27 protein-coding genes and 2 pseudogenes are annotated in these 25166 nt (G+C 59.1%); 16 read left to right on the top strand and 13 right to left on the bottom strand.

Features of this window, described 5'->3' with window-relative positions:
* Positions 1–74: 74 nt before the first annotated feature.
* A pseudogene (locus AC3WLX_RS35660) lies at positions 75–198 on the bottom strand (type IV secretory system conjugative DNA transfer family protein); the annotation flags it as partial.
* Between the two features lie 410 nt (positions 199–608).
* Between AC3WLX_RS35660 and AC3WLX_RS35655 the strand changes: the two are divergent.
* From AC3WLX_RS35655 to AC3WLX_RS35635, 5 genes are read left to right on the top strand one after another with little or no spacing between them, the layout of a single operon-like run.
* Entirely contained in the window at positions 609–1415 is an 807-nt protein-coding gene (locus AC3WLX_RS35655; protein WP_492339291.1) for a ParA family protein, read from the top strand.
* Complete coding sequence (locus AC3WLX_RS35650; RefSeq protein WP_492339290.1) at positions 1405–2385, top strand: ParB/RepB/Spo0J family partition protein; 981 nt, start codon at positions 1405–1407, stop codon at positions 2383–2385. Before AC3WLX_RS35655 ends, AC3WLX_RS35650 begins: the two co-directional genes overlap by 11 nt.
* Positions 2382–2810, top strand: a complete 429-nt coding sequence (locus AC3WLX_RS35645; protein WP_492339289.1) for a hypothetical protein — start codon at positions 2382–2384, stop codon at positions 2808–2810. Before AC3WLX_RS35650 ends, AC3WLX_RS35645 begins: the two co-directional genes overlap by 4 nt.
* The gene (locus tag AC3WLX_RS35640) at positions 2801–3319 is read left to right on the top strand and encodes a MobC family plasmid mobilization relaxosome protein (RefSeq protein WP_492339288.1); all 519 of its coding nucleotides are present in this window, start codon (positions 2801–2803) and stop codon (positions 3317–3319) included. The genes AC3WLX_RS35645 and AC3WLX_RS35640 overlap by 10 nt, the downstream gene beginning before the upstream one ends.
* Entirely contained in the window at positions 3316–4389 is a 1074-nt protein-coding gene (locus tag AC3WLX_RS35635; RefSeq protein ID WP_492339287.1) for a relaxase/mobilization nuclease domain-containing protein, read from the top strand. The genes AC3WLX_RS35640 and AC3WLX_RS35635 overlap by 4 nt, the downstream gene beginning before the upstream one ends.
* Positions 4390–4468: 79 nt before the next feature.
* On the opposite strand, the gene AC3WLX_RS35630 is transcribed toward AC3WLX_RS35635, so the two are convergent.
* Both AC3WLX_RS35630 and AC3WLX_RS35625 read right to left on the bottom strand, forming a co-directional pair.
* Positions 4469–5557, bottom strand: coding sequence for a recombinase family protein (locus tag AC3WLX_RS35630; protein ID WP_492339292.1), 1089 nt, complete (start codon positions 5555–5557; stop codon positions 4469–4471).
* A gap of 114 nt (positions 5558–5671) precedes the next feature.
* Positions 5672–6010 (bottom strand): hypothetical protein, encoded by a 339-nt coding sequence (locus tag AC3WLX_RS35625; RefSeq protein WP_492339286.1) that lies wholly within the window; start codon positions 6008–6010, stop codon positions 5672–5674.
* Positions 6011–6054: 44 nt separating this feature from the next.
* Here AC3WLX_RS35625 and AC3WLX_RS35620 point away from each other — a divergent pair, with 44 nt between their 5' ends.
* On the top strand, positions 6055–6555 hold the full coding sequence (locus tag AC3WLX_RS35620) for a hypothetical protein (RefSeq protein WP_492339285.1): 501 nt from the start codon (positions 6055–6057) through the stop codon (positions 6553–6555).
* Between the two features lie 352 nt (positions 6556–6907).
* On the opposite strand, the gene AC3WLX_RS35615 is transcribed toward AC3WLX_RS35620, so the two are convergent.
* The 3 genes from AC3WLX_RS35615 to AC3WLX_RS35605 all read right to left on the bottom strand — a co-directional run bounded on the left by AC3WLX_RS35615 (position 6908) and on the right by AC3WLX_RS35605 (position 9014).
* A complete protein-coding gene (locus AC3WLX_RS35615) occupies positions 6908–7090 on the bottom strand; it encodes a hypothetical protein (protein WP_492339284.1) in 183 nt (60 codons plus the stop codon).
* A 15-nt stretch (positions 7091–7105) separates the two neighbouring features.
* Positions 7106–7450 carry a KTSC domain-containing protein gene (locus AC3WLX_RS35610; protein ID WP_492339283.1) on the bottom strand — a complete coding sequence of 115 codons (345 nt, stop codon included), beginning with the start codon at positions 7448–7450 and terminating at the stop codon, positions 7106–7108.
* Positions 7451–7529: 79 nt separating this feature from the next.
* Positions 7530–9014, bottom strand: a complete 1485-nt coding sequence (locus AC3WLX_RS35605; RefSeq protein WP_492339282.1) for a tetratricopeptide repeat protein — start codon at positions 9012–9014, stop codon at positions 7530–7532.
* Positions 9015–9189: 175 nt separating this feature from the next.
* Between AC3WLX_RS35605 and AC3WLX_RS35600 the strand changes: the two genes are divergently transcribed.
* Positions 9190–9384: a hypothetical protein gene (locus AC3WLX_RS35600; protein WP_492339281.1), complete on the top strand. Its 195-nt coding sequence runs from the start codon at positions 9190–9192 to the stop codon at positions 9382–9384.
* Here the strand turns inward: AC3WLX_RS35600 and AC3WLX_RS35595 are convergent.
* The 3 genes from AC3WLX_RS35595 to AC3WLX_RS35585 all read right to left on the bottom strand — a co-directional run bounded on the left by AC3WLX_RS35595 (position 9381) and on the right by AC3WLX_RS35585 (position 12085).
* Positions 9381–9995 (bottom strand): hypothetical protein, encoded by a 615-nt coding sequence (locus tag AC3WLX_RS35595; protein WP_492339280.1) that lies wholly within the window; start codon positions 9993–9995, stop codon positions 9381–9383. The two genes, AC3WLX_RS35600 and AC3WLX_RS35595, sit on opposite strands and share 4 nt — an antisense overlap.
* A 264-nt stretch (positions 9996–10259) precedes the next feature.
* Positions 10260–11078: a GIY-YIG nuclease family protein gene (locus AC3WLX_RS35590; RefSeq protein WP_492339279.1), complete on the bottom strand. Its 819-nt coding sequence runs from the start codon at positions 11076–11078 to the stop codon at positions 10260–10262.
* Positions 11079–11200: 122 nt separating this feature from the next.
* Positions 11201–12085: a hypothetical protein gene (locus AC3WLX_RS35585; protein ID WP_492339278.1), complete on the bottom strand. Its 885-nt coding sequence runs from the start codon at positions 12083–12085 to the stop codon at positions 11201–11203.
* Between the two features lie 372 nt (positions 12086–12457).
* Between AC3WLX_RS35585 and AC3WLX_RS35580 the strand changes: the two genes are divergently transcribed.
* The 3 genes from AC3WLX_RS35580 to AC3WLX_RS35570 all read left to right on the top strand — a co-directional run bounded on the left by AC3WLX_RS35580 (position 12458) and on the right by AC3WLX_RS35570 (position 14077).
* Positions 12458–12970 (top strand): recombinase family protein, encoded by a 513-nt coding sequence (locus AC3WLX_RS35580; RefSeq protein ID WP_492339277.1) that lies wholly within the window; start codon positions 12458–12460, stop codon positions 12968–12970.
* Positions 12971–13064: 94 nt separating this feature from the next.
* The gene (locus AC3WLX_RS35575) at positions 13065–13289 is read left to right on the top strand and encodes a WGR domain-containing protein (protein WP_492339276.1); all 225 of its coding nucleotides are present in this window, start codon (positions 13065–13067) and stop codon (positions 13287–13289) included.
* Between the two features lie 125 nt (positions 13290–13414).
* The gene (locus tag AC3WLX_RS35570) at positions 13415–14077 is read left to right on the top strand and encodes a hypothetical protein (protein ID WP_492339275.1); all 663 of its coding nucleotides are present in this window, start codon (positions 13415–13417) and stop codon (positions 14075–14077) included.
* Positions 14078–14090: 13 nt separating this feature from the next.
* On the opposite strand, the gene AC3WLX_RS35565 is transcribed toward AC3WLX_RS35570, so the two are convergent.
* The 3 genes from AC3WLX_RS35565 to AC3WLX_RS35555 all read right to left on the bottom strand — a co-directional run bounded on the left by AC3WLX_RS35565 (position 14091) and on the right by AC3WLX_RS35555 (position 16584).
* A complete protein-coding gene (locus AC3WLX_RS35565; protein WP_492339274.1) occupies positions 14091–15143 on the bottom strand; it encodes a TIR domain-containing protein in 1053 nt (350 codons plus the stop codon).
* Positions 15127–15561 (bottom strand): hypothetical protein, encoded by a 435-nt coding sequence (locus tag AC3WLX_RS35560; RefSeq protein WP_492339273.1) that lies wholly within the window; start codon positions 15559–15561, stop codon positions 15127–15129. Before AC3WLX_RS35560 ends, AC3WLX_RS35565 begins: the two co-directional genes overlap by 17 nt.
* Positions 15562–15747: 186 nt before the next feature.
* Complete coding sequence (locus AC3WLX_RS35555; protein ID WP_492339272.1) at positions 15748–16584, bottom strand: restriction endonuclease; 837 nt, start codon at positions 16582–16584, stop codon at positions 15748–15750.
* A gap of 233 nt (positions 16585–16817) precedes the next feature.
* Between AC3WLX_RS35555 and AC3WLX_RS35550 the strand changes: the two genes are divergently transcribed.
* The 3 genes from AC3WLX_RS35550 (at position 16818) to AC3WLX_RS35540 (ending at position 20148) form a co-directional block, all read left to right on the top strand.
* A complete protein-coding gene (locus tag AC3WLX_RS35550; RefSeq protein ID WP_492339271.1) occupies positions 16818–17960 on the top strand; it encodes a toll/interleukin-1 receptor domain-containing protein in 1143 nt (380 codons plus the stop codon).
* Positions 17961–18079: 119 nt separating this feature from the next.
* Positions 18080–19474, top strand: coding sequence for a YopA family protein (locus tag AC3WLX_RS35545; RefSeq protein WP_492339270.1), 1395 nt, complete (start codon positions 18080–18082; stop codon positions 19472–19474).
* A 50-nt stretch (positions 19475–19524) separates the two neighbouring features.
* Positions 19525–20148, top strand: coding sequence for a hypothetical protein (locus AC3WLX_RS35540; RefSeq protein ID WP_492339269.1), 624 nt, complete (start codon positions 19525–19527; stop codon positions 20146–20148).
* 39 nt (positions 20149–20187) lie between these two features.
* On the opposite strand, the gene AC3WLX_RS35535 is transcribed toward AC3WLX_RS35540, so the two are convergent.
* Positions 20188–20724, bottom strand: a complete 537-nt coding sequence (locus AC3WLX_RS35535; RefSeq protein ID WP_492339268.1) for a hypothetical protein — start codon at positions 20722–20724, stop codon at positions 20188–20190.
* 559 nt (positions 20725–21283) lie between these two features.
* Here AC3WLX_RS35535 and AC3WLX_RS35530 point away from each other — a divergent pair.
* The 3 genes and pseudogenes from AC3WLX_RS35530 (at position 21284) to AC3WLX_RS35520 (ending at position 25150) form a co-directional block, all read left to right on the top strand.
* Positions 21284–22981 carry a UvrD-helicase domain-containing protein gene (locus AC3WLX_RS35530; protein WP_492339267.1) on the top strand — a complete coding sequence of 566 codons (1698 nt, stop codon included), beginning with the start codon at positions 21284–21286 and terminating at the stop codon, positions 22979–22981.
* 29 nt (positions 22982–23010) lie between these two features.
* Positions 23011–23577: pseudogene (locus AC3WLX_RS35525) on the top strand (Fic family protein); the annotation flags it as partial.
* A 163-nt stretch (positions 23578–23740) separates the two neighbouring features.
* The gene (locus AC3WLX_RS35520) at positions 23741–25150 is read left to right on the top strand and encodes a DUF2130 domain-containing protein (protein ID WP_492339266.1); all 1410 of its coding nucleotides are present in this window, start codon (positions 23741–23743) and stop codon (positions 25148–25150) included.
* The last annotated feature ends 16 nt before the right edge of the window (positions 25151–25166 follow it).

Below are 25166 nucleotides of genomic sequence, written 5' to 3'. Positions count from 1 at the left end.
ACGGGTGGGCGACTTCAAATCGGAATGGTGGGCGAGATCATCTCGGAATCCTGGGCGACATCGATCGGAATCCGCATATAGGCCGCTGTCTCGGGATCGTTGATCGCCGAGAACGAGATCCAGGACGCCGCTTTCGAACCATTTGCTCGTCGCATCGCGGCCGCCAGAGGCTTCGCGCATCTGGCCGATCAACTGGTAGCAGGTTGATGCCGTGTTTGCGCCCGACGGCGCCGCGCGGTTCTTACCGTCGTCCAGGTTTGGTGGGCGTCGGCTCCGTCTCGTCTTCCCACACTATACGGAGATTGCGAGGCGCTGCCTCAGAACGTGTTGGTTTGAACCAACACGGCTAGGGCACACGCATCTGGTTTTTGTTGTCTTGTTTCACCTCCGGTGTGCGCCTGCCCAATCGATGCGAACTCATTTCGACTGAGCGCCTCGCTCCGATGTGGCTCGGCCGACCTGACTCTTCTGGCAGGGGATTTTGTGCCTGCCTTTCAGGATTCTGCGCGTGCTGGTTCGCAGCGGGTGTTGGTTCAAACCAACACGGAGGATGAAGAGGTCGGTTTGATCAGGACCGACCCGGCAGGCGAAGCACGGTCTGGAGGAACATGGATGAAACCGGCGCAGATGGTTGCACCAAGGTCGACCCGGTGAACACGATCGTCATCAACAACCAAAAGGGCGGCGTCGGCAAGACGACGCTTGCCGTGCATCTGGCCTGGTTCATGGCGGAAGCGGGCCGCCGGGTTCTGATGATCGATGTTGATGCGCAGGGCAACGCGACCGACACGCTCAAGCAGCATACAGGATCGATTTCGGCGGCCGACCTCTTCAAGCCGGCGACCCGGTTTGTCGCTGGGGAAAACAACGGCATCACACTGGCGCCGGCCGACAGCTCATTGACGGATATCGATCGCGGCAATGCTGTAGCCGTCATGACCCTGCAGCAGAATCTCACTGAGGCCGCGCACCGGTTCGATGTTTGCGTGATCGACACCCCGCCATCGCTTGGCCTTCGCAGCGTCGCTTGCTTGGTTGCCGCCTCGCATGTGTTGGCGCCGATTTACCTCGAAGATTACTCCGTAAAGGGCGTCAAAGCCCTGATGCAGACCGTGATCGGTGTGCAACGACGCTACGGTCGTCAGGACACGCGATTCCTCGGCCTGCTGCCGTCGAACTTCAACACCAAGTCACCGCGCCAACGAACACACTTGGAGCAGTTGTTGCGCGAAGCGGGCAAATACGTGTTCCCAGGCCAGATCGTTGCACGGGACGGCTATGCCGAAGCCGTTGCGGAGCGGGTGCCGGTGTGGAGCTTGAAGCGTCGCTCGGCGCAAGAAGCCGGTCGTGAAATCCGTGCGGTTCTCGCCAAGATAGTAGAACGGCTCGATCAGGAGACGACGAATGACGCTTGATCTCAGCTTCAAGGAGCTCGTCGACGTCGCCGCGAACCCTGGCGCAGCAACGGGGCGGCCGCTCCTGGTCGCGATTGAGTGTATTGACGAAGACCCCGATCAGCCACGCCGCACCTTCAGCGAACAGGAATTGGAGGAGCTCTCCCAATCGATTGCCGAACACGGCGTGCTGCAACCCATCGTGCTTCGTCGTTCCATCGAGAATGGACGCTACGTCATCGCCATGGGTGCGCGCCGGTACCGCGCCGCGCGGCGCGCCGGCTTGCGTGAAATGCCCGCATTCGTTCAAGACGTCGCGTTACCCGACCGATACGCTCAGATGATCGAGAATATCCAGCGGGATGATTTGCGCGCGCCTGAGATCGCGAGGTTCATCGCAGGCCGATTGGACGCCGGCGATAGCCAGGCGGAGATCTCGCGCAAGCTAGGCAAGCCAAGAGACTGGGTGTCGCGTTACGCCTCGGTCCAAGGCATGCCGGACTTCCTTCGGGCGCGGCTTGAGGGCAGTTCGATCCGTGCTCTTTATGAACTCTATCAGGCCTGGCGCACGCATCCTGACGAGATCGAACAGTTATGCGCGACGCGAGACAGCTTTACCGACGCGCAGGCTCGACAACTGGTCCGGGACGTGCGCGGGGAGGGCGGACGCGCCAATCCCCGGAACGAATTGCCTGCTGGACGACCTCGATCCGAAAAATCTTATCTCCTCCCGGAAGCAGTGCACCCGCGCAACGCTGCGAACGACCGCGAAGCGCCAACGGAGGATCAACCGCCAAAAACTCGCGTCGTTTCGCAATCGAAACCGTCGCTAGCAATCAGGGTTCGGTATCAGGACCGGCTCGGACAGCTTGTTGTCGATCGGCTCGCGACGCAAGGCTCCCGTCACGCTGTGGTGTTGGTCGACGGCGCGGACCACGAAGAAGAAGTTCCAGCATCGGCGCTTACAATCGAGGAGATCCTGTCGACATGAACTCGTTCGACACTTTCGCCGCCGCGGCGGCAGACTATCGGTTTGCGCCGGCGGAGCGACTTTCCGATCCGAAGGATGGCGCGTTAGCGCAGCAGCCGAAGGCCGAACGCGCTTCCCACAGCGCCGTAGAGAGGCCGCAGGCTGCTGGAAAGTCGCGGTCCACAGTGCCTGTGTCAGTTATTGCCTTCGTTTCCTGGGTTGCGGGCTTATCGGTCTTCGCGATGCCCACTCCGCCAAGCGAGCGCCGCGAGCAGAGTTCGGTAGCGAGGGCAGGGGCCCTCGATCGCCTTACAGTGGCGAGCGCTGAATGCAGAGAGTTTTGGTTTGAACCAACGAAGGACGAAGTTTTTTGCTTTCTAGTGCAGGATAGGCTTCGCGCCAGCGATGTATTACATCGCGATTGGGATTGGAGTGCATGGCTCTGATCTCGCTTCGCGTCTCCGACGAAGTCGCGGCGGAGTTCTCTGGTCTTGCCGCTACCCAAGGCGGCAAGTCCGCGCTGCTGCGGCGTCTCATTGCCGATGCCCTAGCTGCGCCAGCGCCGCGCATCTTGGCGTTGCCGGTCGGACGGCCGGAGAAGGTGACGGTGCGATTTCGCGAGAGCGAGATGCGGCAGCTCGCGGAAGTTTCCCATCAGCGTGGGATGACCCGAACCGGCTGGATCGTCGCCCTGGTGCGCTCACGATTGGGGTCGCCAGTGCAGCATTCCCCAGATGAGCATGCCGCGCTTCGCGCGATCGTTCGCGAGCTCAATCGGATCGGCGGCAACATCAACCAGATCGCGCGCGCCGCAAACACCAGTGTGCTACAGGGCAGGGCGGTTGAGCCCGATTTGTCGGTAATTCAAGAAGCCAAATTGGTCATCGAAAGAGAGCTCGCGCAATTGCGTAGTGCGCTGCACGGCAACGCGGATTATTGGGATGGACGGCCATGAGCCGGCGCTCGCCGCGGCCGGCCGACCCGGCCTCCGACCTTCCGCCGATCTCGTATGTCTGGGAAACGCCCAATCGGCGCCCACGGCGGGCCGAGTGGGATATCCCCGACCCGGCCGCTCCCGGCCGCCTAACGCCGGCGATGCGTGCAAAGCTCGAACGCATCGTGCGGCGAGCACCAGAGGTGATGGTCAAGATCACCGGTCGCACCAAGGGTGTGGCGCATCTCAAGTCGCACCTTGCATACATCACCCGAAACGGCGAGCTCGATGCGGAAACAGAGCAGGGCGCGACGATGGCAGGTCGTTCCGGATTGAAGGATCTGCAGCAACAATGGGAGGATGATGCTTGTCTCGACGAAAAGCGCCGCCGCGATGGTTCGCTTTCGATTAACATCATTCTGTCGATGCCGGCTGGCACCGATGCCGTCGCCGTTAAGGATTCAGCCCGGGCATTTGCCATCGAGACGTTCGGCCATAATCACGACTACGTCTTCGTTCAGCACCTCGACGACAAGCATCCCCACGTGCACTTGACAGTCCGGTCCCTGGGCCATGACGGCAAGCGCCTCAACCCCCGCAAGGCGGATCTTCAGGCCTGGCGGGAACGATTTGCTGGCGAGCTCCGGCTTCGCGGAATCGCGGCGGAGGCAACGCCGCGGCGAACCCGCGGACGAGTTCGAAAGGCCGATCGCGGGGCAGTGCTCGCTTTGCGCAAGCGAAAGATCACGCCTGATGTCGACCGGCTCGCCCGTAAAGAGGTGCTTTCGGAGGTGAAGGGCGGCAGGACTGCCGAACATCCCTGGGACGAACAGATTAAGTCCCGTCAGGAGGCAATCAGGCGGCAATATCTCGAGTATGCCACCGAGCTGCAGCGCTCTGGAGTGGCAGCAGATCAAACGTTAGCGCGACAGATACGGCAATTCGTCTACGATATGCCTGCTGTCGAAACCCGACGTCATGCGTTGAAGAATGAGCTTGCGGAGCTTGGCAATACTCGGCGCCGCGGCGCGGAGCCGGATGTCGGTAAAGAGCGGCGGGAGAAGACAAGAGGCCAGGAGCCGACCAGATAGTTGAGCCGAATATTCTCGAGCTGAATATGGTCTCTGCCACCATGGGGAGTCGCCAAGGCCGCTAACGACACTGTCAGGCTCATAACCTGAAGGTCATAGGTTCAAATCCTATCCCCGCAACCAGTACACCCCTAGACTCTAGGGGATCGGCAGCCGCCCTCTCAGAAAGTCTGAGCAGGGCGGCGAGCTGGCCGTAAACCTCAATCTCGACCGGTTTGTAACGCCCACGCGGGTGGATCACGACTTTTTCGACAATTTCACGAATGGCTTCGTTGGCCGCCAAGCGGCTGTCTTCGTCCGCTTCAGCCAGCGCCTTTTTCAGGCTGCGAACCTTATCGCGGTAAGCGTTCGCGGCATTCGGATGGAATTCCGCGGCAGGCGGCGCGACCGCAGCAATCTCCGCCTCGATCTCATCCCGCTCTGCCTCCAGTGCCGCGAGGCGGTCCCGCAAGGCACGGCTTGGCGTTTCCGCCAGCAGAACATCGACCGCTTTTGCAATCGCACCGTTGATGTTGCCGAGCCGCTTTTCGAGGTCGCGACGACGATGAGCCGTCGAGCCGCTTAGTTCGCGGGCCATCCGGTGATACTCCCGAACGTACTCCGCGATCAGCTCCGGCGCCGCCAGCTGTTCTTCGATCCCTTTCAAGACCACGGCTTCGACCGCTTCGCGAGCCACCGTGCGCCGGTTCTCACAGAGGCCGGTTTCCTTCATGCGGGTGCAGACCAGGAGCGAGCCGCGCTTGTCGTTGCCTCCCACCACATAGCCCGATCCGCAGCACCCGCATTTGACCAAGCCCGAGAGCAGGTTCTTCGGCCGTGTGGCATACTTGCCTTTGGGGCCGCCGCGATCTTCGCGCCGGGCCCGGACATTGTCCCAAGTCTCGGCATCTATGATCCGCAGATGTTCAGCGTCTGCGGTCATCCACTGGTCGCGCGGGTTTTCGCGGCTGATGCGCTTGCCCGTTTCCGGGTCTTTGATGAAGGTCTGCCGGTTCCAGATGATGCGACCCGCGTACAGTTCGTTTTGCAGAATGCCGTTCAGGCGCTTGCGGCTGCCAGCAATCGTTGACGCGTTCCAGACGCCGCCACGCGGGCCGGGTACATTCTTCTTGTTCAGCGCCGCAGCGATGTCGCGCGGCGATCTGGCATCGAGGTAGTCGGCGAAGATTTTGCGGACGATTGCGGCTTCCGCCTTGTCGATCTCCAGCTCACCGGGCTTTCCGGGGATCGCCCGATAGCCGTAGCTGCGCCCACCGCTTTGAAGGAGGCCGGAGAGAAGGTTCTAAAGATCCTCTCCCGCATCGCTGACCAGCTGGCTACCACTGCGCCATCTGGCGGCCTCCGGGCGATGGTCCGTGAACCCGAGCCGGCCGGTCCGCTGTTTGACATACCGCTCCTGTCCTTCTTTCGACCTGGCGAACCGAACATCGGTTTCCGAAAAGCCGGGCGACAGGTAAAGCAGCACAACGGGCGCGGTTCGGAGCTTTCCGCCGAAATTGGACGGCAGGCAACGCAGGTCAAACCCGTGCGAGTCAGTGAGGCGGGCAAAAACCGGGCGGTCAAGCGGATGAATCGTCTCGGCCTTGCCGATCATCGACCAGAACTTGAAGATGTCTGTCATGAAATTCCTTATGTGGTACCGAGGCGAGCAGCTGGGCGGGCGCGATGAGTGACGACGTAAATCTTTCACCACGGGATCGCGCTCTTTATGAGAAGCTGCACGCCTCACACGGCGACCTGGGCATCGCAAGCTCTTGCGCCCACTATATCCTCAAGAAGGGATGGCACACCCTGTCGTTTCTGCGCCGGGGAAGCGTGCCCCTGCAACAGACCGCTCTTACGACGACAATGATCGTCGCCTATGCCCGTCCATTTGCCGGAGGGCGCGGAAAGGGCATCAATTTCCCGGAGAGACTGCTGCAATACGACGACGAACAGGCTGCCTTCCATGAGCGCTTGCTCAAGCTGAGAAACCAGGAATATGCCCACACCGATGCGTCAACGATCTCGGTGCGGCCGCTCAAGGGCAGCATCGTCACCGATATCCAATCGATCCGTGATATTTCGTTCTCGTCGGACGAGCTGAGGCTCTTTCTCGCCATGACGCAGTGCGTGTCAGGCCGGATTCAGCAGCGGCTCTATGAAATACGCCGCAGCGGAAGCTAGGGCAGGGCAGCCGAAGCTGCCACGCGGCCTGGAATCAAGAGCCCAGGCTAAGGATGAAGAGGATCAGGTAACCCAAGGTCACCAGACCGTAAGCTAACGTATGCAACGTTGAGCTCCTTTGGTCGGAGCGATTTGGGCCCCAAATCAAGGGAGACGATCACCGACCGTTCCGACTATTTTGCTGCACGAGTATCGCTGACCGGCCGGATTCGGCAGATTTTTGCGGAAATATTTTCTGCCCTAGACGCCAGAAAGCCCGCTGGCGCAGCATAAATAGCGCTTACGGTGATCATTCGCGGTGGCGAACCGGAGCCAGCGATCCGGCGCGAAGCTGGCGGGTATCCGCGGGCCACTACTTGCGCGGCTCGTCTTTCTCTTCCCAGGTAATCTGGGCAACCGCCAGCACTTTGCCTTTGAGCTTCGGGTCCGATTGCGCAGCAACCGCATCATTGGCGGTCTTGTGGATACCGCCGCTCGGGTATCTGATACCTTCTTTGTTGATGAAGATGTTGGTGAAGCCCGTGAAAACTGTCATGGCGGTTCCTGTCGGTCAGTATTTGGGGAGCCGGTGGGTGCGGCAGTCGAACGGGCCGTCAGAGCCCGTGCCCTTGATGTTAGCGTTGTAGTATTTGCCCATTGAGGGCGCGTTGAGGAAAGCCTCGAACGTCGTGGCAGGCATTTCGCAATAGGGGTAGTAGACCGCCCTCAGCTGCACGACCATGAACTGCTGTGCCTTGTCATAGCAGGCGCGGTTGATGAAGCTGCTGCGGGTGATGTCCGTGCAGGCGAGGGGCGTCAGGTCGAGCTTGCCATAGTATTTGACGTCGATGGTTTCGGCCGCCGCCCAGCTCGTGCCGGCGACAAGCGCATTGACTACCGAGATAAACCGCAGCACCTGGAGCTCCTGTGTTCTTTGGCGGCGGGACTTGCCGCCCGTTGTAGGTGGACACGCAAGTAGGTAAACGAGGTGCGCGTTAGCGAGTCCCCCTGCGGAGCTGTGCCGCCGCATCAAGGTCCTGCCGGGCCAGTGAGCTGTCGCCGAGCTGCGCGCGGCACCGACTTCGCTGTTCATACATGTTTGCGATGAACTCCGGCGAAGCCAAAGGCGAAGCTGCGGCTATGCCCTTGCCAAAATCGGCAACGGCCTCGGTGTACCGCTCAAGCTTCATCAAGATCGCCGCGCGCGTTCCATAAAGGCCTGGTGGTGCTTTAGGGTGGTATGCTTCGGCCGCATTCAGATCATCAAGAGCCAGCTCCAGGTCGCCGAATTCGTGGTGCGCATCAGCCCGAGCCATGAGCGCCATGAATTGATCTTCGCGGTCTCCGGTCTCTATCGCCCCGGCAAAGTCCGCCAGCGCGTTCGCCTTTCCGGATTCCCCCGTGCGCTGCCAGAGCAATCCGCGGCAATAGTACGAGCTAGAGGACTTATGGCCTCTTTCGATTGCCATGCCGTAGTCTGCGATGGAGGCCGCGCTTTCGTTCTTGGCAGACAGAAGGCCGGCGCGCTGGAAATATCCCTCTGCAAACTCAGGATCGATTTCAATCGCCCGCGTGTAGTCTTCAACGGCCTTGTCGAGGTCTGCAAGTTTCTTCCCGCGATTGTAGTACGAATTGCTCCACGCGACGGCTCGATGGAAATGGATGTCGCGGTCATTTGGCGAGATGCGCAGCGCCGCGGAGAACGCGCTTATAGCGCTATCGAGCCTTTGCTCTCGAATGGCCTTGTGACCCTGTTCGAGAAGCCGATCTATGGGATCTCGACTATGATCTTCCTCCTCGGTCTGACGGTTCAGACCGCTCTCAAAACGCTTTATATCCCAGTTAGAGCGCAGATAGTTGACGGTCGAATCCTTGCTGAGAACGAATGTCCTATCGTTGCTCACCGTGATCTTGAAGCCGCTCGATTCAGCGCGGAGCAGGATTTTGATCGATTCTTCGGTGCAGGTTTCTCCGCTCGCGGTTTGCCTGAATTGCTCCCCGTGATATTTCTCCCGCAGCCTTGATATCTCCCTGCGCAGCATGCCGACAAATAGCAGGTTGTCCTTGTCGATCGCCTTGGCCAGCTGATGGGAGACAGCCGACATTGCACGACCGATCTCATCGAGGGAGTAACCCTTCTTGGAAAAAGAATCGGCGAAATCTGCGAGCCGATCAATCGCGATGTCGGTATGCTGCCGGGGCAGCTCAGGGACGCCAACCTCCATTATTGCTGAGCCCAGCGAGCCAAGCGCCTTCTGTTCGTCTTCAAGTTGACGGCTTAACCGGTTGATCTCTTGCGCGAGCCCTTGAGCGCCCTTGCCTTCCGTTGAAAACGAACTCCCTAGCCCGAGCATCGGCAACGTGATCGCCAGATAGCTGATATCCGCCGACTCCTGAATCTGAACGACGCGCCTTTTCAGCTCCGGAATAAGTTCATTGTCGACGCTTTTCTTGGGCTTGTTTCCAAAGAGACCAAACACCGGCTCGCCCCCTTCAATGCCAAAAAAGTTAGCCTATCATGCTGCAACCAGGCCGGGAACGGGCTTTTGGCTCAGCATTTAGCGCATCGACGATCTCGGTGCTGCCGCTCACCCGCACCCCATCAGGCACAAGAGAGGCGGCCGTGGTCTGGCTCAAGCCTGGAATCGCTGCCTGGTGCCGACGTCGAGCTTCTCGGAATATGCGCCCGAGCCGGTGATCCTCACCACCGATGAGGAGCGCGATATCTGGCTGCGCGCGTCATGGAACGAGGCGAAGTCCCTGCAGCGGCCGCCGCCCGACGACGGCCTAAGAATTGTTATGCGCGGCGCTGACAAGGAAGATCCAGCCGATGCTAAGGTTGATTGTTAGCTGAACAGCGCGAGTAAGGGAGCCCATACGCTTGCGTTCGCGGCCACATTTCCAATAGCTCCACCGATCCCGCCTTCAATAATGGTCTTTAGCGATTTGCCAGCAGCCCTCACGATTCCCTGATCTGGTTCGTTGTCCACCAACTGTGCTTCGATTGTTGCGACAGCCTTGTCAGCTTTTTGACGGTTCGCTGCGCCGAGCTTGAGATCTTCAACGTGCTGCCGATACAGATCGATAACCGCGCGGAGATCGTTCGCAGTCATCTGGTAGTTTGTAGTTTGAACACCGTGGCCACCCGCAGCAATGTGTTGGAAAGGCGAATTATGCACTGATCCGATATTGTATGTGGTCGAACCACTCGGAGGCGGGTTTGCCCTCGCTTTGGCACGTTGTCGGGCCGTCGAGGCCAAATCTACATAAATGATGGCACCAGTCGGGTTTAAGATATCGCCGGCAGTTTCAAGGGCCTGCGCCGCATCAAACATGCGATCCCGATCCCACTCGGGCAGAAATTGCATCTGAGCTTCCCAGATCGACGGCCGTTTTCCGGTCGCGAGATGCCGCGCATAAAGAGCATCGAGGAGTTCTTCCTTGTCTTCATCGACTGACATGCGGCACTCGCGCTGCTGGGGTTTCGGTACCCAACCCTAGCCACCACCCATCGCAAATCAAGGGAAATGCAACGGGAGAGGGGCTCCCTGTGTGAGGTCGTTGACAACTGCGTAGATCCGATATGCATCGCTTGCGCCGGTTTGATAAAGTCGGACGCTATCGTCCGACAACGGCTGGTGAAAATGGTCGAGGGTCACTTTGGTCTGAAGAGCGAAATTCTCGAAGGGTAATCGTATCACTCTGATCTCGAACGGTGGTGCTGCCTATGGCGCAACGAGTCCGGCGTCGATCAAAGTAGCGTTGCCAAAGGTCTTCACCACGAACGCGTGTCCGGCTGCTGTTAGCTTGAGTGTTTCCCGCGTTGGGGTGGCATCGTGGACCTCGATCATCCCATTCGATACCATGTCGCGGCCAACCCCGTTCTCGATGATGTACTCTGTACCTTCGACTTCAAGCCGTCGCGGCAACAAGCAATTGGGTTCAAGCAAGACACCGTTCGCCAATGCGGTGGCGATGATGGCGCCGGCTTGGCGCGGTTTCATGCCAATCGCATTATCATTCTTCCAAAGGCCCGCCGCCCGCGTAAACGCCGCAGCGGGTTTGATGGGGACCGACTTGACCGGCGTCAGTTTCTGAAACCATCGATTGATGGTTTGGCGTTCAGGGTCTTCGGCTTCGCCCCACAGCGAATCCCGGCGACGCTGGCGACTCGCTTCGGAAGGGTTTGACGTCCCTTCGCCGCCGTCAGTTTGATTAGTGAGAGGGCCAAGCTTTAGGTCGTGTCGCCCGATCTCGGCGATCAATGCGCGTTCGCGTGCCAGCGCCCCCGCTTCATCTGGATAGGAGCTGTCGATGCGATAAGCGACCGTCTGGCCTTCGCGATGAAGGCTTCGGATGACGTTCACCTTATGCGTCAAAGCCCTCGTTGTTCGCGCGTCGGCTTCGTGTTGCAGACAGCGGAAATTGACGCCCTTGCCCACATAGAATGGCTGACCACATGGCCGGCACAGGACGTATACGTAGAAGGGATGGTGGTCCCGCAGAACGGTGAGGATGCCGATAGCGTCAAACAGGTTCATCATTTTTGGCAAATATCAGAATAATGCGGCGTTGCGAGAGGAGCTACGGGCAGCGTGGCATGATCGATTGCGGTTGCGGCAGCATAACGTGCGGACACCAGATCGCCTGCGATACAGCCGCAACGTCACTTCGCGGGAGACTTAACGAACTCCACTGCGAGAGGTGTCGGGGGCGGTTGCGGGGTCGGCAACGGCGGTAGCTTTTCCCAGCGAGATTCTTCGAGAGCACTTACAACTCCCTGCAGAAGGATGTCCGCGTAGTTCGTGATAAGGCGGGCGCAAACCGCCGATACGATGCCGCCGTTGGATGCCGAGTAGAAAACCAATCGGGGGCGTTCCGGCGACATGTAGGCTGCCGCTGTGTCCTTATCGGAAGCCAGTGCCTCGGCGAAAGCGAAGCCCATAAATGGTGTACGGTTCTGAGCCGCGCTGAAATCAGCCGGCGATCCGGATGAGGACGCAAGGTCGTCCGGAACTCGATTGTACACGACGGGGCATTTTTGCAGAGGGCCAGCGCCCGTGGATTTGGTGATATTGCTGATGATCAGGTCGTAGGGTTCATGATCTCGCGCCGCCTGCCGCGCAAACTTCAGCGCATCGTCAGGGGACAAGGCCCGCTGGACGCTGACATTCATCGCCGCCAGCGCTTGCCGCTCGACAACATTGTTCGGTAGATTAGTGTCCAGCCATAACACTCGAGCGCCCGAAACGGCACCGCCAACCCTTGCCGCGCGCGCGAGGGCGCCTTGCAAAAACGTGCCATCCGCTTGAAATAGAGGTGCCTTGCCTCTTAGATTCTCAAACGTTTTTTCCGCGTTCGCCCGGTCAAACTTAACCCCGAAAGCTTCACCGTGCGTGATTGTCGAGAACCAGTCGAACAGTCGTTCGCGGTTCGCGTAGGCATAAACCACGACGACGATCGTGACGATGATCCTCAGGAAAGCGCTGGTTTGTCGGAGCAGGCTGTCAACAATCGACTCGGAAGCGGCGGGTGCTGCTTCTTCTTTCATTGGCGGACCCCGTAAATCGAATCGCCTCGATGGATTGGCGAGCCAGCGCTTCATCTTGAAATTTGGCGAGTTGCCACGCTTCGTCATGCGTCTGTGCGTAACCGTTGGAAGCGTCTCGTCATGTCAGTGAGGCGCCGCAATGAACAACCAAAAATTGCGCGAATGGTATCTATGGCTTCTGACGTTGCAAGCGAAATTTCGAGCCGCCTTAGAGGCGATGGTCTTCACTCCCGGGCTGTGGCGATAGGGTGCACCCAAATGCCACACTGCGTCACCCCAAAGAACATGTGTCATTAGGCTCGATTTCGGAATTTCGTGACACGTGAGTCACGACGTCTCAGACTTCACGCCACACAATGAAAGCGTAGGAGTTTGACGGGGCAGGTTGTCGGTTACGTGCGGGTCAGCACACTCGATCAGAAGATCGACCGTCAGCTTGCCGGCCTAGAGCTACAACGGACCTTCACGGACCACGCCTCGGGCAAGGATACTGATCGCCCTGAACTGGCGCAGATGGTCGCCTACGTGCGGGAAGGGGACACGGTCGTCGTTCATTCAATGGACCGCCTGGCCCGCAATCTCGAAGATCTCCGCCGCCTGGTCAGAGAGCTTACGGGGAAGGGTGTTCGAGTTCAGTTTCTCAAGGAGGGCCTCACGTTCACCGCTGAAACATCGCCGATGTCGCAGCTCCTGTTGAACGTCATGGGGTCCTTTGCCGAGTTCGAGCGATCGCTCATTCGGGAACGCCAGCGTGAGGGCATTGCGGTTGCCAAAGCCAAGGGCGTCTACAGAGGACGAAGGTGTGCGCTGTCACCAGACCAGGTCGAGCAGATGAGGGTAAAGGTTGCGGAAGGCGTCAAGAAGACTGCACTTGCCCGCGAATAGAACGTGAGCCGGGAAACCGTGCATCGCTATCTGCGCCATCCTGCGCCGTCGCCGGCACTGGTCCCACACATCAAAAAGAAAGTGGAGGAACGGCATGACCGCGATCATGCTCACCAGAACCAACAACAGTCGTAACATGGCGCGGTTTTATAAGCTTGACGTCCAGCCGACGCTGTTCGGCGAGTGGTCTGTCATCAGGGAGTGGGGCCGCATCGGACGCGCTGGCACGGTGCGCATTGAGGTTTATCCGACGCGTGGCACCGCTGACCTTGCCGTAGTTGCCCACTTCAACCGCAAGACCCGCAAGGGCTATCGCTAAAGCGCCCCACCACACGGCCTGCGCCAAGGCCAAGCCGTCGGCGCTTCACAGCCTTGAACCGTCTGGACGGGCGCAACAGCGGACCTTCCATGTGCTAAGCCAAATGCTGGCTTGGCTGGTCAATAATGCAGGCAGTCGCATTATCGCATTTGCAGTTACACGATTTTGCGCAGGGCCATCGGCAAATCGGGGATGAAATGGCTCAACCGTCAGAAATCCTGGCAGTCAGCCGGACGGCTGGCCGCCTGGCCCTCGGGTACTATGCTTTCCTCGTTGCGCAGTACGTCGCCGCGAACCAGCACTCCATAAACTCGCTGCCTCCGGCAAAGGAGCTAGGGCAGGACCCTACCGGCGAGCTAGAACGCAAGGACGGCACGTTTCACACCTTGAGCATGCGTCACTATCTTGATCTCTTCCGCGAGGATCATGGCGTACAGCGCGAGATTCTGCGATCCTGGGCGATAGGCGCGCTGCTAACCCTCGGTGACGAGTTGACGGTGCATCGATACTTCGACCATGCACCAATACTTGAGTTTGTGTATCACCTTCGAAACGGCGTCGCCCATGGCAACCGTTTCAACATCACAAAGAGTGGCCGGGCGCGGTTGGCGCAGTATCCCGCGCATAATCGGGATGCGGCGGTCAGAAGCCCAGTAGGTGTAGTCTACGAGGTAACGCCTGACCTTTCAGGGCCCGTGCTGTTTGATTTCATCGGGCCGGCCGACATTATCGACGTGCTACAGTCGGTTGAGGTGCATCTGTCCAAAGCGGCTGGCGCCTGGTCGTGATGGAGCGGTCAACCTAGCGGCCTGCCCGCAACGCCGCGGTGTCGATCCAGGCGCCGATGTTCTTGTGGCCTTCCTCGGCAACGTAGTCGTAGATGGCCGTCACGTTGGAAAGCGGCACCACGAAACCCACCTTCGGCGGGTTCGCCTGCATGTATTTCGGCAAGGGCACGGGCGAGATGTACTTGCTGTACTTCTCCCACTGCCACTCCCAGGTAGGCTGCCCTTGTCGCACGACTTGCCGCAGCACGCGCTCATAGAGGTAATAGATGCCCGCCTGTTTCGGGCACCCCACAGCCATGTAGTCGAGCGGGTTATCTCCGTGCGCATCGGGGGCTTGGCGCTGATGATGCCGCAGGCTGTTGAGGTGGACGGCCAGCAGGCCCTTCTTGTCGATGACGGAGCGGGCGATTTCGTACCTGACCCACGGCCGCACCCAGGTTTCGGTGCCTACCAGCACACAGACCACGGAGGCGTGGGTCATGCCTCCGCGAATCAGGCTCTTGAGGCCTTCCGGGTTCTTGCGCTGGACGGACTCCCACAGGCTGCGGTCGAAAAACTGGCGCTTGTCCTCGCGGCCGGGGCAATTGATCTTCCAGGACTGGCGCACGTTGTTGACGCGCCAAATATCGGCGTAGTGGAAGGAAAAGAAGCCCTTCCGCTTGATCGTGGCCGGTGCGTACATTGGCGCCGGCCTTGGAGGCGCCACTGGTGGTGCAATCAGGTCGGCAAGCCGGGGCAGGGGCCAACGAGGCGGCGCTGGCGAGGGGACCGGGGCAGGGGTGAGGAAGGGCGCGAACAGGTTTTGCGCGGTCGACGGCGCCGACAGTCCAAAGGCGCCGAGCAGGCCCGATTCGGCGTCGGTGGAAAGTGACGACGGTTGTCCGATCAGGCCAAGCAATCCCGTAAAAGCATTTTGCTGCGATTGCGCCGGGGCGGGTGAAGGAACGAACAGCGAGCCAAATTCAGCGTTCCGCAGCGCGGAGCCGAAGGGTGATTCCGTGGTGGGCGCCGTCGACTTGCCGAGCAGCGCGTTTATCAGTGCATCCTTGTCATAAGAGCTTGTCATAGACCTGCCTTGCAATGCCTACCGCCAAGACTGCCACAACCGCGAGCGGCAAATAGAATCCCGCCACCGACCAGCTGAAGAAGGCAGGCCAATATGGCGAAACCGGGTTGTCCTTGTTGCCCATGTCGAACGCGGGCGGGGTGTCCCAACCTTCTGCAGCGACTGCGTCGAATCGCTTCCGGAATCGGCGCTCGACCTGAAGGTAGCGCGCGTCCAGGAAGGCGAAGGCCAGGATCGGCACGAGCGTCAGCAAGGCGACAACGGGGCGCTGCAGGGTGATGGCAAAGCCGGCGATGGCGACCGAGATGGTGACACAATAGTTCTTCAGGGTCGCGCACTGCGCCGCCATGCGCGTCACCACCCCTTGAAGCATCTCCAGCTGCTTCAGCCTCAGATCGGCGATTTTTTCCGGCGACAACGGCATCCGGGCAGGTTAGAACGGATGTGGAACATCGACAAGGCGGTTCCCGGCGCTATCCATTGGAATTTCAATGAGAAAGGGCCCGGGAGCTTTCGCTCGACCGGGCCCCTTAAAAAGCTTGCCCCGATGGCGTTCTGCAATTCCTGCCGGTGATTTAATGCGTTAATTTTCGGATGATCATTCCTAAAGGCTCTTTTTTGCCAGCCTCACGAGCCACTCTTGAAGCTGCTTCCCGTTAACCAGTTCGAGTCGCGTCGGCATCAGCGCTGCGTACTTCGGATTCGTATAGATCTTTGGCGCGAAGTCTGAGGTGGTCGTGATGATGCCTTTCGACGAATCTGGCTCCATCGCTAGTACGCCAACCAGTGCCCTTACATCATCGTGGCGCACCAAGCGGCCAGGTCCGTATGCCTTCACCGAGCCCAATATTTTTACAGTCCCGATACCTTTCCTTATCGCAATCACATCTCGACCATCATCGCCCGAGCGTGGTGTCAGAATTACTTCATCGTAGCCTTCCGCTTTGAAGGCGCCTGCGATGATTTCTTCCCATTTTTCTGGCGGGATTTCGTGCGCGTGATCCCAATTTTTCTCCAGGTGCTTGACGATCGCTTGCCACGAGAGGGTTATTGTCTGAATGCTCAAGCCATCAGCGACCGTGGCTTCGGGCACTATGAGTGCTGACACAATAAGCGTGGAAACCGGTTTCTCTGCGGCTTCCACTTCAAGATCAACAGCACGCGCTGAGCCGTGATGAGGGACTTTAAGCAGAAATTCCTTTAGTCCAGAATCGTACAAACCTTCAAAATTATCTATTAGCCAGATCGAAGGCTTGATGTCTGAATGAATCGGAAAGCTTCCCTGTACCTTGATATCGCGCGATCGCTTGAGTAGTTGAAGCGCGCGACGTATCTGCTCCGTTTTCGAAGTCGGGCCGAAGCGGTCTGCCAACTCTTCAACCTGTTGGGCGAGCTCCGGCGAAATGTCGATGCCCAACCGAACTTTCGGCTTGTCGGCCATAAATCGCGTTTCTCCCTTTCCCGAGCGCGCGTACAATGCACGAATCTTCTATTCTTGCGTAATGAGGACGTTCAGGCGACAGCGCTAGAGTGCGGTCGGGATCAAGCAAAGTACTTTATTACACTATCCGCCGGCATCAAAGGCGAAGAGATTCTGAGCATAGAGGTCTGCCCGTGATCAAATTTTCAAGGGGGGGCAAAGCGCTAGATCCCCGCGATCTCAAGGATGCCGTCATGGCATCTGCGCTGGAAGGCGTTCGCGAACAAATCCGCCGGAAGCTCGGCAACATTCGCGATCCGGACACAGGCGAATTCCCGACCATCGTCATTCGCGGCGACAGCCTCGATGATCTTAAGATTCAGGTTGAGGGTTCGCCCGCGCTTGTTGCCCTGGTCAACGAAAGGTTTGGGGGAGAAACGATGGGTGAGCCCGAAGGAGCCACAAATCTAAATCCGCGCGTGTTCCTGAGTTACACATCCGACGATGTTGAAATCGCGCGTCGGGTCGCGGAAGCGCTGGAAGCTGCCGGCATCGAGGTATGGTGGGACAAGTGGTGCATCGCGGCCGGTGACAGCCTTCGTCGGAAGATCGACGAGGGAATCGGCGGCTGCACGCATTTCCTCGTTCTGCTGACGCCACGCTCGATTAATAAGCCGTGGGTCAATCAGGAAATGGATGCAGGCCTGGTCCGTAAGCTCAACGACCAATGCCGCTTCCTACCGATCCGGCATGAGTTGCCGCCATCCGAACTGCCGCCGCTTTTGTCGGGCATCGCATCGGCATCCATTACGGCCGACACCGACATCGCCCAGCTGATCAACGACATTTACGGGGTGACACGAAGGCCACCGCGCGGCCAGACGCCTGCGGCTGTGCAGTCCGGTCAGGCGGTCAAAACAGGTTACTCGCCAGCCGCCAATGCGATTACCCGTTATTTCGTGGAGGGTACGAAGGACGCCTTGTTCGGCGACCCGATGCCCGAAGTCGACGAGCTTGCCGCGGCGGTCGGTCTCAGTGTCGAAGACACGGAAGATGCCATTCACGAGCTTTCGGGCTTTCTCCGGTTCTCGACCAGCCATGTCCTTGTGGAAGGGGCGCTGTTCGCCGAATTCGACCGCTATTGGAAGCCTTGGAAGACGGCCGATGACGCGCTGCGGTTGGCGGCTGACATCATCAGCGATGAGAATTTCCCATGTAACAGTGCAGAGATCGCAGCGCGGTATCAATGGGAGCCTCGGCGTCTAAACTCCACCGCATATTATTTGTACGAGAGGGCTCTTATCCAAGACAACCAAGGCGTTGGTACTGCGCCGTGGGCCTTCTTCAGAATTGTCGGCATCCCCAACATGCGTCGATTTGTGAAGAGCCGCTCCTAGCCTGCTCTCCGGCACGCTCGCATAACCGCAGGGCAGAGTAACGCACGGTCACAGGCCTGTGTGGCGCGTCGATGGCGGCCTTATAAGACCTCATGCTCAAACGAGCAGAGGAGCGGCTAATGACTGGATTCCAGATGGGTGATAACGACACCGCTCCACGCCTTCCGGTTCGCTCACCATTGGATTCTGGCTTCAACATTGTCCCCGAGGCAGACAGCGTAAGGCTTTGCGAAGCTGAAATTCAGCTGACGGCCGGTTCTGAAGTGATCCAGGGAGGCGGCCGCGCGATGCTGCAGCTGCAGCCCAAGCTCACCCTCATGGTTCATGCAGAGTTTCTGCATTCACCGGAAACTGCATTTGCCGCATTCGACGGGCCGGACCAGGTTGAGTTCAAGTTTGGCGATGGCTTTCAAAGCACCAAGGCAATTGCCACGTCTCTCACCTTGAATGCGGATGAGAGCTCGGCAACAGCGCTTGCGGAACTAGTCCCGAACCCGCAGCGAATGCGGCGAGGTCAGCCAAACGAGCTTATCAAGCGCCTGCTATTCCATGTTGCCAACTTCCCAAACTTCTTAGGCGGGGAAACCTCTTCTGCAGACTTTATCTGTCGCACCGCTGCCGGCGGATTGAAGCGTTTAGGCAATGTGATCCTTGCAGACCCTCCCTGGAGCATTCAACTTCAAGCGATGGTCGGGACGGCCAAGACGATCGAGAGACTCAACAGGGGCGGAGGATACGGAATAACCCACGTCGCCGAATTGACGCGCTCAGACGGCCAGACCTTTGCGGCCGACGAGGCTGAGGACGTGCTGCACAAGTTTTACCTTTTCGTTTCCTTCGCGCGAGGGGCATGGGCGCCCATCATCCTCAACGCGGGGTTCGATGCGGCAGGCAATCGCGTCTATGAAAACTGGGGTGTGCAGATCGGCACGCCATGGGAGGCTTGCCGCGGGTGGTTCGATCGTAACCGGGGCCAAGCCTTGGGCGCTGTCTATCCCGGTTTCAGCGCTCTGTTGCGCGATCCCATGATGCGGCAGGCGGTAAGTCGCACACTCTATTGGTATCTGCGCAGCAACCGCGGCGGTGATGGACCGGGCATCGACAGTGGAATCATCTTGAGCCAGGCCGCGCTTGAACTGTTGGCATCGGCCTACCTGGAGTCACAGAAAATCAAGCTGCCTGCCCGCAGCAGGGCCGCCGACCAACTGCGTGAAGCGCTGTGCCAGCTTGGTATTCCCGTTGCGATTCCCGACGTGTTGGCTGGCCTAAAGGAAGGACAGCGACAAAATTGCTGGCAAGATGGGCCTGAGGCGATTACTCGCATCAGGAACGAGCTAGTGCATCCCAAGCGGAAGCTGCCGATCAAATTGGGAGCCGTCGTTCCGAACGCCTGGAGCTTAGCGCAATGGTATATTGAGCTTCTGCTCTTAAGGCTCTCTGGCTACAGCGGCCAGTATTCAAACCGTCTGGAGGCGCGCTGGGTCGGCGAGGTCGAAGACGTTCCTTGGAAGTAGTGTGTGAGGCTGCCACGCACATTTTATCTTAGAAGGTCTTTAGTTCGGTCATGACAAACGAAACGACCCCATTGGAAGCGCGCCTCGGGCGGATAGAGAAGTTTGAAGGCGAACTCATGCGCAAGGCGGTCGCCTCGATGGGTAAGAGCGCCAATATGTCCCATGCCGACATGTTTGTGATGGGGGCACTCCGACGCACGCTCGCACAGGCCCACGGGTTTCGAGACTTGATTGTGGCCAAGAACTTCCCTTGCGCGGCGGGCGTTCTTCGAATGCAGCTTGATACCGCCATGCGCGTGAATGCCCTCCTGTTGGTCGCAGACCGAGATCAATTCTGCAATGAGGTGCTGAGTGGCAAGCAGTTCAACAAGTTAAAGGATGCGACTGCGAACAGGCTCGCCGACGCTCATCTGCGGCAGAAGCTGGCCGAAGACCACCCTTGGATTAGCAAGGTCTACGAGCAAACCTCGGATTTCATCCACTTGTCGTGGAAGCATTTCTACAACTCGATTGCCACCGTGGACGGAGAGACGCGGACGGCTCACTTTGTCATCACTGGCAAGGATCCTCCACGACCGGACGAAACCTACTTCGAAATCGTTGACGCGTTTCTTGAAGCTAGCAAAATCGCCGGCATATTGATGCTTGGCCATTTCGAGTCCCGCATACCCTAAAGGCTTAGCCAGCAAGCCGCGGTCGTCCAAGATAATGTTTCAGTTCTGGCAGGCGCGGCGAACCTCGGTTCCTACTCGTTGCTGGATGTCGTCGGGATACCGGCCGTCCTTCTCAAAGGCGACCATATCGGCGCGTGTGAGCTTGGCTGCAAAACTCGTCGCAAAGCACTCGCACTGACTCGCCGCGCGCGCCGGCAGTTTTCCGTCGAAGCCGACCGTCTTGAGGGCTTCCGCTTTGCAGGCCTGTTCGAAGCCGGGGCGGACGACCTCGGTTTTGAAGCGCTCCAACTCCGTCTCCGAAAGCGTCGAGATGTTGAACGTCTTGGTCGACGGATACGCCGCCTTGTGCCAATCGAAATTGGCGTCCCAAATGTAATAGGCGCCCATTACCGCGAGGATGAGGAAACCGAGCTGGCCGATGACGGGGATGCAAGCAAGCAGGATTGCACCGACGAGCGCACCAAACCAGGACCATCCAAAAAGATGCATTAATGCGATGACGTTCAGCGGGAGCGAAAAGAGCGCGAAGGCGCTGATCATCAGGCCAAATGTCGAGCCGAGCAGGCCGGTGATCACACTCAGAACCGCCTCACCAATACCTCGCCTTTTCGTCGGCGTAGGATATCGAGGTACCTCTTGCGTCGGCCCGCCTGCGTAGGGTGCCGGCGCGGGCCGAGGTACCGGCGCTGGTCGAGGCGTTACGGGTGCCGGGGTCTGCGTGGTGGGGCGGGGCGGTTGCGGTGCCGGCGTAGGGCGCGGAGCTGGTGCTGGCGGGGGTGGTGAGACCGGACGCGTGGGCGCCGGCTGCGGGCCGGTGGCTGGGTCCTGCGGGACCTTGGGATAGAGCGGCTCGAAGGGAGCCGGCGTAGGAGCCGGGGCCGGTGGCGTTCGGGGCCTTTCCGGAGCTGCTGCCCTTGGCGGGGCCGGCTCATCGCAGACATGCTGCTGGTCGCCCTCAAAGGCTACCCACTGGCCATGCGGCATCTGCCGCAGGTTAATCCTGCGCCCGCAATGCCTGCACGGTCTGGTGTAGCTGGACATCGCTCCCCTGCTCAGCCGGGAGTACCACCGATGGTAGCAGAGGTTCAAGTTGTTGTGATAATGTATAGGGCTGGCTGCAGGGAGGCATTTTTCGGTGTCGCGCCAATATGCGAGTTGGTCGATTGCGCAACTCGAAGAGCAATTTGAACGCGCCCAAGACGGCGGCGACAGAGCGGCAATAGAAAGGGTCGTCAGCGAACTCCGCTTTCGCACCACCGCGAAGGCCCGCTCGCTGCTCCAGGCCGCGGAAAGATTCCTGGGCGTTTCCGAGCAGCCGCGCAGCGAACCGCGGGGCGCGGCGAAACCGCCGCCGAACACGAAGGCGGGTCCGACGCCAAAGCCGCCTCCTGCTGGCAAGGGCAAGCCGTCGCGAAAGCCGACAGCGGAGCAGCAGCAAGCCATCGATCAGTTTCAGCGCGGTGGGTCTGTGAAGATCAACGCCTATGCCGGCACCGGCAAGACCTCGACACTCGAATTCCTGGCGCACAGTACATCCAGGCGCGGCCAGTATATCGCCTTCAATCGCGACATTGTCCGCGATGCCAAGGAGAAGTTCCCTAACACGGTGAACTGCTCGACCAGCCACGGTCTCGCCTTTAGGGCAACGTCGTCAGCCTACCGAAACAACTCAGACAAGATGACGGGGAAGGTCAACGCCAATCAGCTTGCCGACATGCTGATGCTGAAGCGTTGGGACGTCGATGGCCGGCACGTCCTACAACCGCGATCGCAGGGATATCTCATCCTCGACACGCTGCGCCGCTATATGCAAAGCGCCGATGTCGAGCTGGCGACGCATCACGTTCCCCGACACGGGTCACTGCTTGCCGCCCCCGAGGCCACCATGCAGGCCGTGACGGGATTCGCACTCCACGGCGCAAAATATGTCTGGGGTCGAATGAGCAGCGCATCCGACCCGATGCCGCTCGGTCACGACGGCTACTTAAAACTGTGGGCTCTCAGCAATCCTGCGATTGCTGCTGACTTCATCCTTCTCGATGAGGCACAAGACACCAACCCGGTTGTGCTGGACGTGCTGCGGAAGCAGCCCGCCCAGATGATCTACGTGGGCGATAAGTACCAGCAAATCTACGAGTGGCGCGGCGCCGTGAACGCGATGGAGAAGATCGAGACCCAGGGGGAGACCTACCTCACCACCTCGTTCCGCTTCGGCCCTGCCATCGCGGAATGGGCCTCAAAACTTCTGGCCCTTCTCGGCGAGAAGCGTCCGCTCAGGGGGAACGAGACGGTCAAGAGCCGGGTCGGGAGCGTCGAGCCGCGGACCATCCTGGCGCGCACCAACGCCTCCACCATTTCCGCGATCATCGGTTGCCTAGATGAAGGCAAGAAGCCTCACCTGGTCGGCGGCACCGATGAGGTGATGGACATGCTGCGTGGCGTGCAGGATCTCAAAGAAGGCAAGCAGAGCACGGTCCCTGACTTCTTCGGTTTTGACAAATGGGCGGAGGTTGTCGAATTCGCGAAGAGCGGGGAGGGGGACCACCTGCTGTCGTTCGTCAACCTGGTCGAGGCGCGCGGCGAGCGTCAACTGATGTGGGCCCTCAACCGCACCGTTGACGAAGAGCGAGGCGACCTGACGATCTCGACCGCCCACAAAGCAAAGGGTCGCGAGTGGAGCACTGTTCGGCTCATGGATGATTTCCTGCGCAACCAGCCGGGAAAGAAGACCAATGGCCCTGATCCCGCCGAGGTACGGCTTTTCTACGTTGCCCTGACGCGCGCAAAGGAGGTCGTAGAGGTGCCGCCGACGGTGTTGTCGCTGATCCGATGATCGCGCCCTCGTGCACGAGCGCTACGCGCCCTTTGCCGGCGATCACGCGCTCCGCCCTCGCCCACCTCTACTTCGTCAGCATCCATCCATTCGAAGATGGGAATGGCCGAATCGCGCGCGCACTGGCGGAAAAATCACTCGCGCAAAATCTAGGGCAGCCGACCCTCATTGCGTTGGCCTACACCATCGAACGCAAAAGGAAGGCCTATTACGAGGCCCTCGAACGCAACAACAAGAGCACGGAGATAACGAATTGGCTGCTTCACTTCGGCAGCACAATCCTTGAAGCGCAGGAAAATACCAACAAGCGAGTGGATTTCTACATCGCGAAGACGAAGTTCTATGAGCGCCTGCGCGGGCAATTCAATGACCGCCAGGAGAAGGTCATTGCTCGAATGTTCAAAGAGGGGATTGATGGTTTCAAGGGCGGCTTGAGCGCGGAGAACTACATTACGCTCACAAAGGCGCCACGCGCGACTACAACGCGTGACCTTCAGGACCTCGTCGCCAAAGGCGCGTTGACCAGGACGGGCGAGCTCCGGCATACGCGTTATCATCTGAACCTTAGCGACCCCACGCCTCCTGCCAAATCCTGATCGGAAAACCGTGGATTTCCGGCTGAAAATGCCGGGAATTCCGGCGCTTTACTTGACCGTCAAAGCCCTCATGTTCTAATTCTGTTCTCAACAGGCGGGATCGATTCTGTCGGCCATAGCCTTGTTTGAATGACAACAGCAGCGCCCCCAGCTGGCCAGGACCATGCACGAGATCATCTGCCCCCACTGTACCAAGGCCTTCAAGGTCGATGAATCCGGCTATGCCGAGATTCTGAAGCAGGTGCGTGACGCCGATTTCGCAAAGCAACTGCACGAACGGCTGGAATTGGCCGAGCGCGACAAGCAAAGCGCTGTTGAATTGGCCAAAGCCCAGGTCGGTGGAGATCTGCAGAAGACCGCCGCTGCCAAGGATGCCGAAATCCGGGAGTTGAAGTCCAAGCTTGAGGGAAGCGAGGTCGCTCAGAAGCTTGCTGTCACAGAAGCGCTCGGTGCGGTCGAAAAGGAACGTGACAGGCTGGCGCACGCGCTGGCCGAATCGGAGCGCGAGAAGAAGGCTGCCTCAGAGCTTGCTGAGGCGCTTTTGGCCAGCGAGCAGCACAAGATCACGGCCGGCAAGGAAAAAGAAATCCAGGAGTTGAAGGCTAAGCTTCAGGCCGTCGAGCTGGAGAAGAAACTCGCCGTGACTGAAGCCGTCGGTGCCGTCGAGAAAGAGCGCGATGAACTGAAAAACGGCATTAAGCAGGTCCAGCTTGAAAAGCAGCTTTCTGAGCAGTCGCTCAAGGACAAGTACGAAACCCAGATTAAGGATCGGGACGACGCGATCGAACGCCTCAAGGATATGAAGGCCCGCCTCTCGACCAAGATGGTCGGCGAGACCCTCGAACAGCACTGCGAGACCGAGTTCAACCGGGTGCGCTCGATGGCGTTTCCGCGGGCGTATTTCGAGAAAGACAACGACGCGCGGACCGGCAGCAAGGGCGACTACATCTTTCGCGATGCGGACGAATCCGGCACCGAGCTCATCTCGATCATGTTCGAGATGAAGAACGAGAGCGACAAAACCGCGACGAAGAGCAAGAACGAGGATTTTCTCAAGGAGCTTGACCGCGATCGCACCGAGAAGGGGTGCGAGTACGCGATCCTGGTCTCATTGCTCGAACCGGACAACGAACTCTACAACACGGGCATCGTCGACGTCTTTCACCGCTATCCGAAGATGTACGTCATTCGGCCGCAGTTCTTCCTGCCGATGATCACGCTGCTGCGGAATGCCTCTCTCAATTCCTTGAAATACCGGACTGAGCTAGCGTTGGTTAAGGCGCAGAATATCGACATCACCCAGTTCGAAAGCCAGCTGGAGACGTTCAAGAACGGATTCTTGAAAAACACTGATCTCGCTTCCAGGCACTTCCATACCGCGATCTCGGAGATCGATAAGTCCATCGATCACCTGCAGAAGACGAAAGATGCGTTGATCGGCGCTGACCGCAATCTGCGCCTTGCGAATGACAAGGCGCAGGACGTAACGATCAAGAAGCTGACCCGGGGTAACCCCACGATGGCGGCGAAATTTGCAGAGCTTAAGAACCCGCCCGCTGAAGCCGCGGAGTGAGCCACCCAGTAGTTCG

It is taken from the genome of Bradyrhizobium sp. FW305-F6, assembly GCF_058782905.1.
Note: the sequence above shows the minus strand (reverse complement) of the source record. Positions and strands in the feature narration are given on the sequence as shown.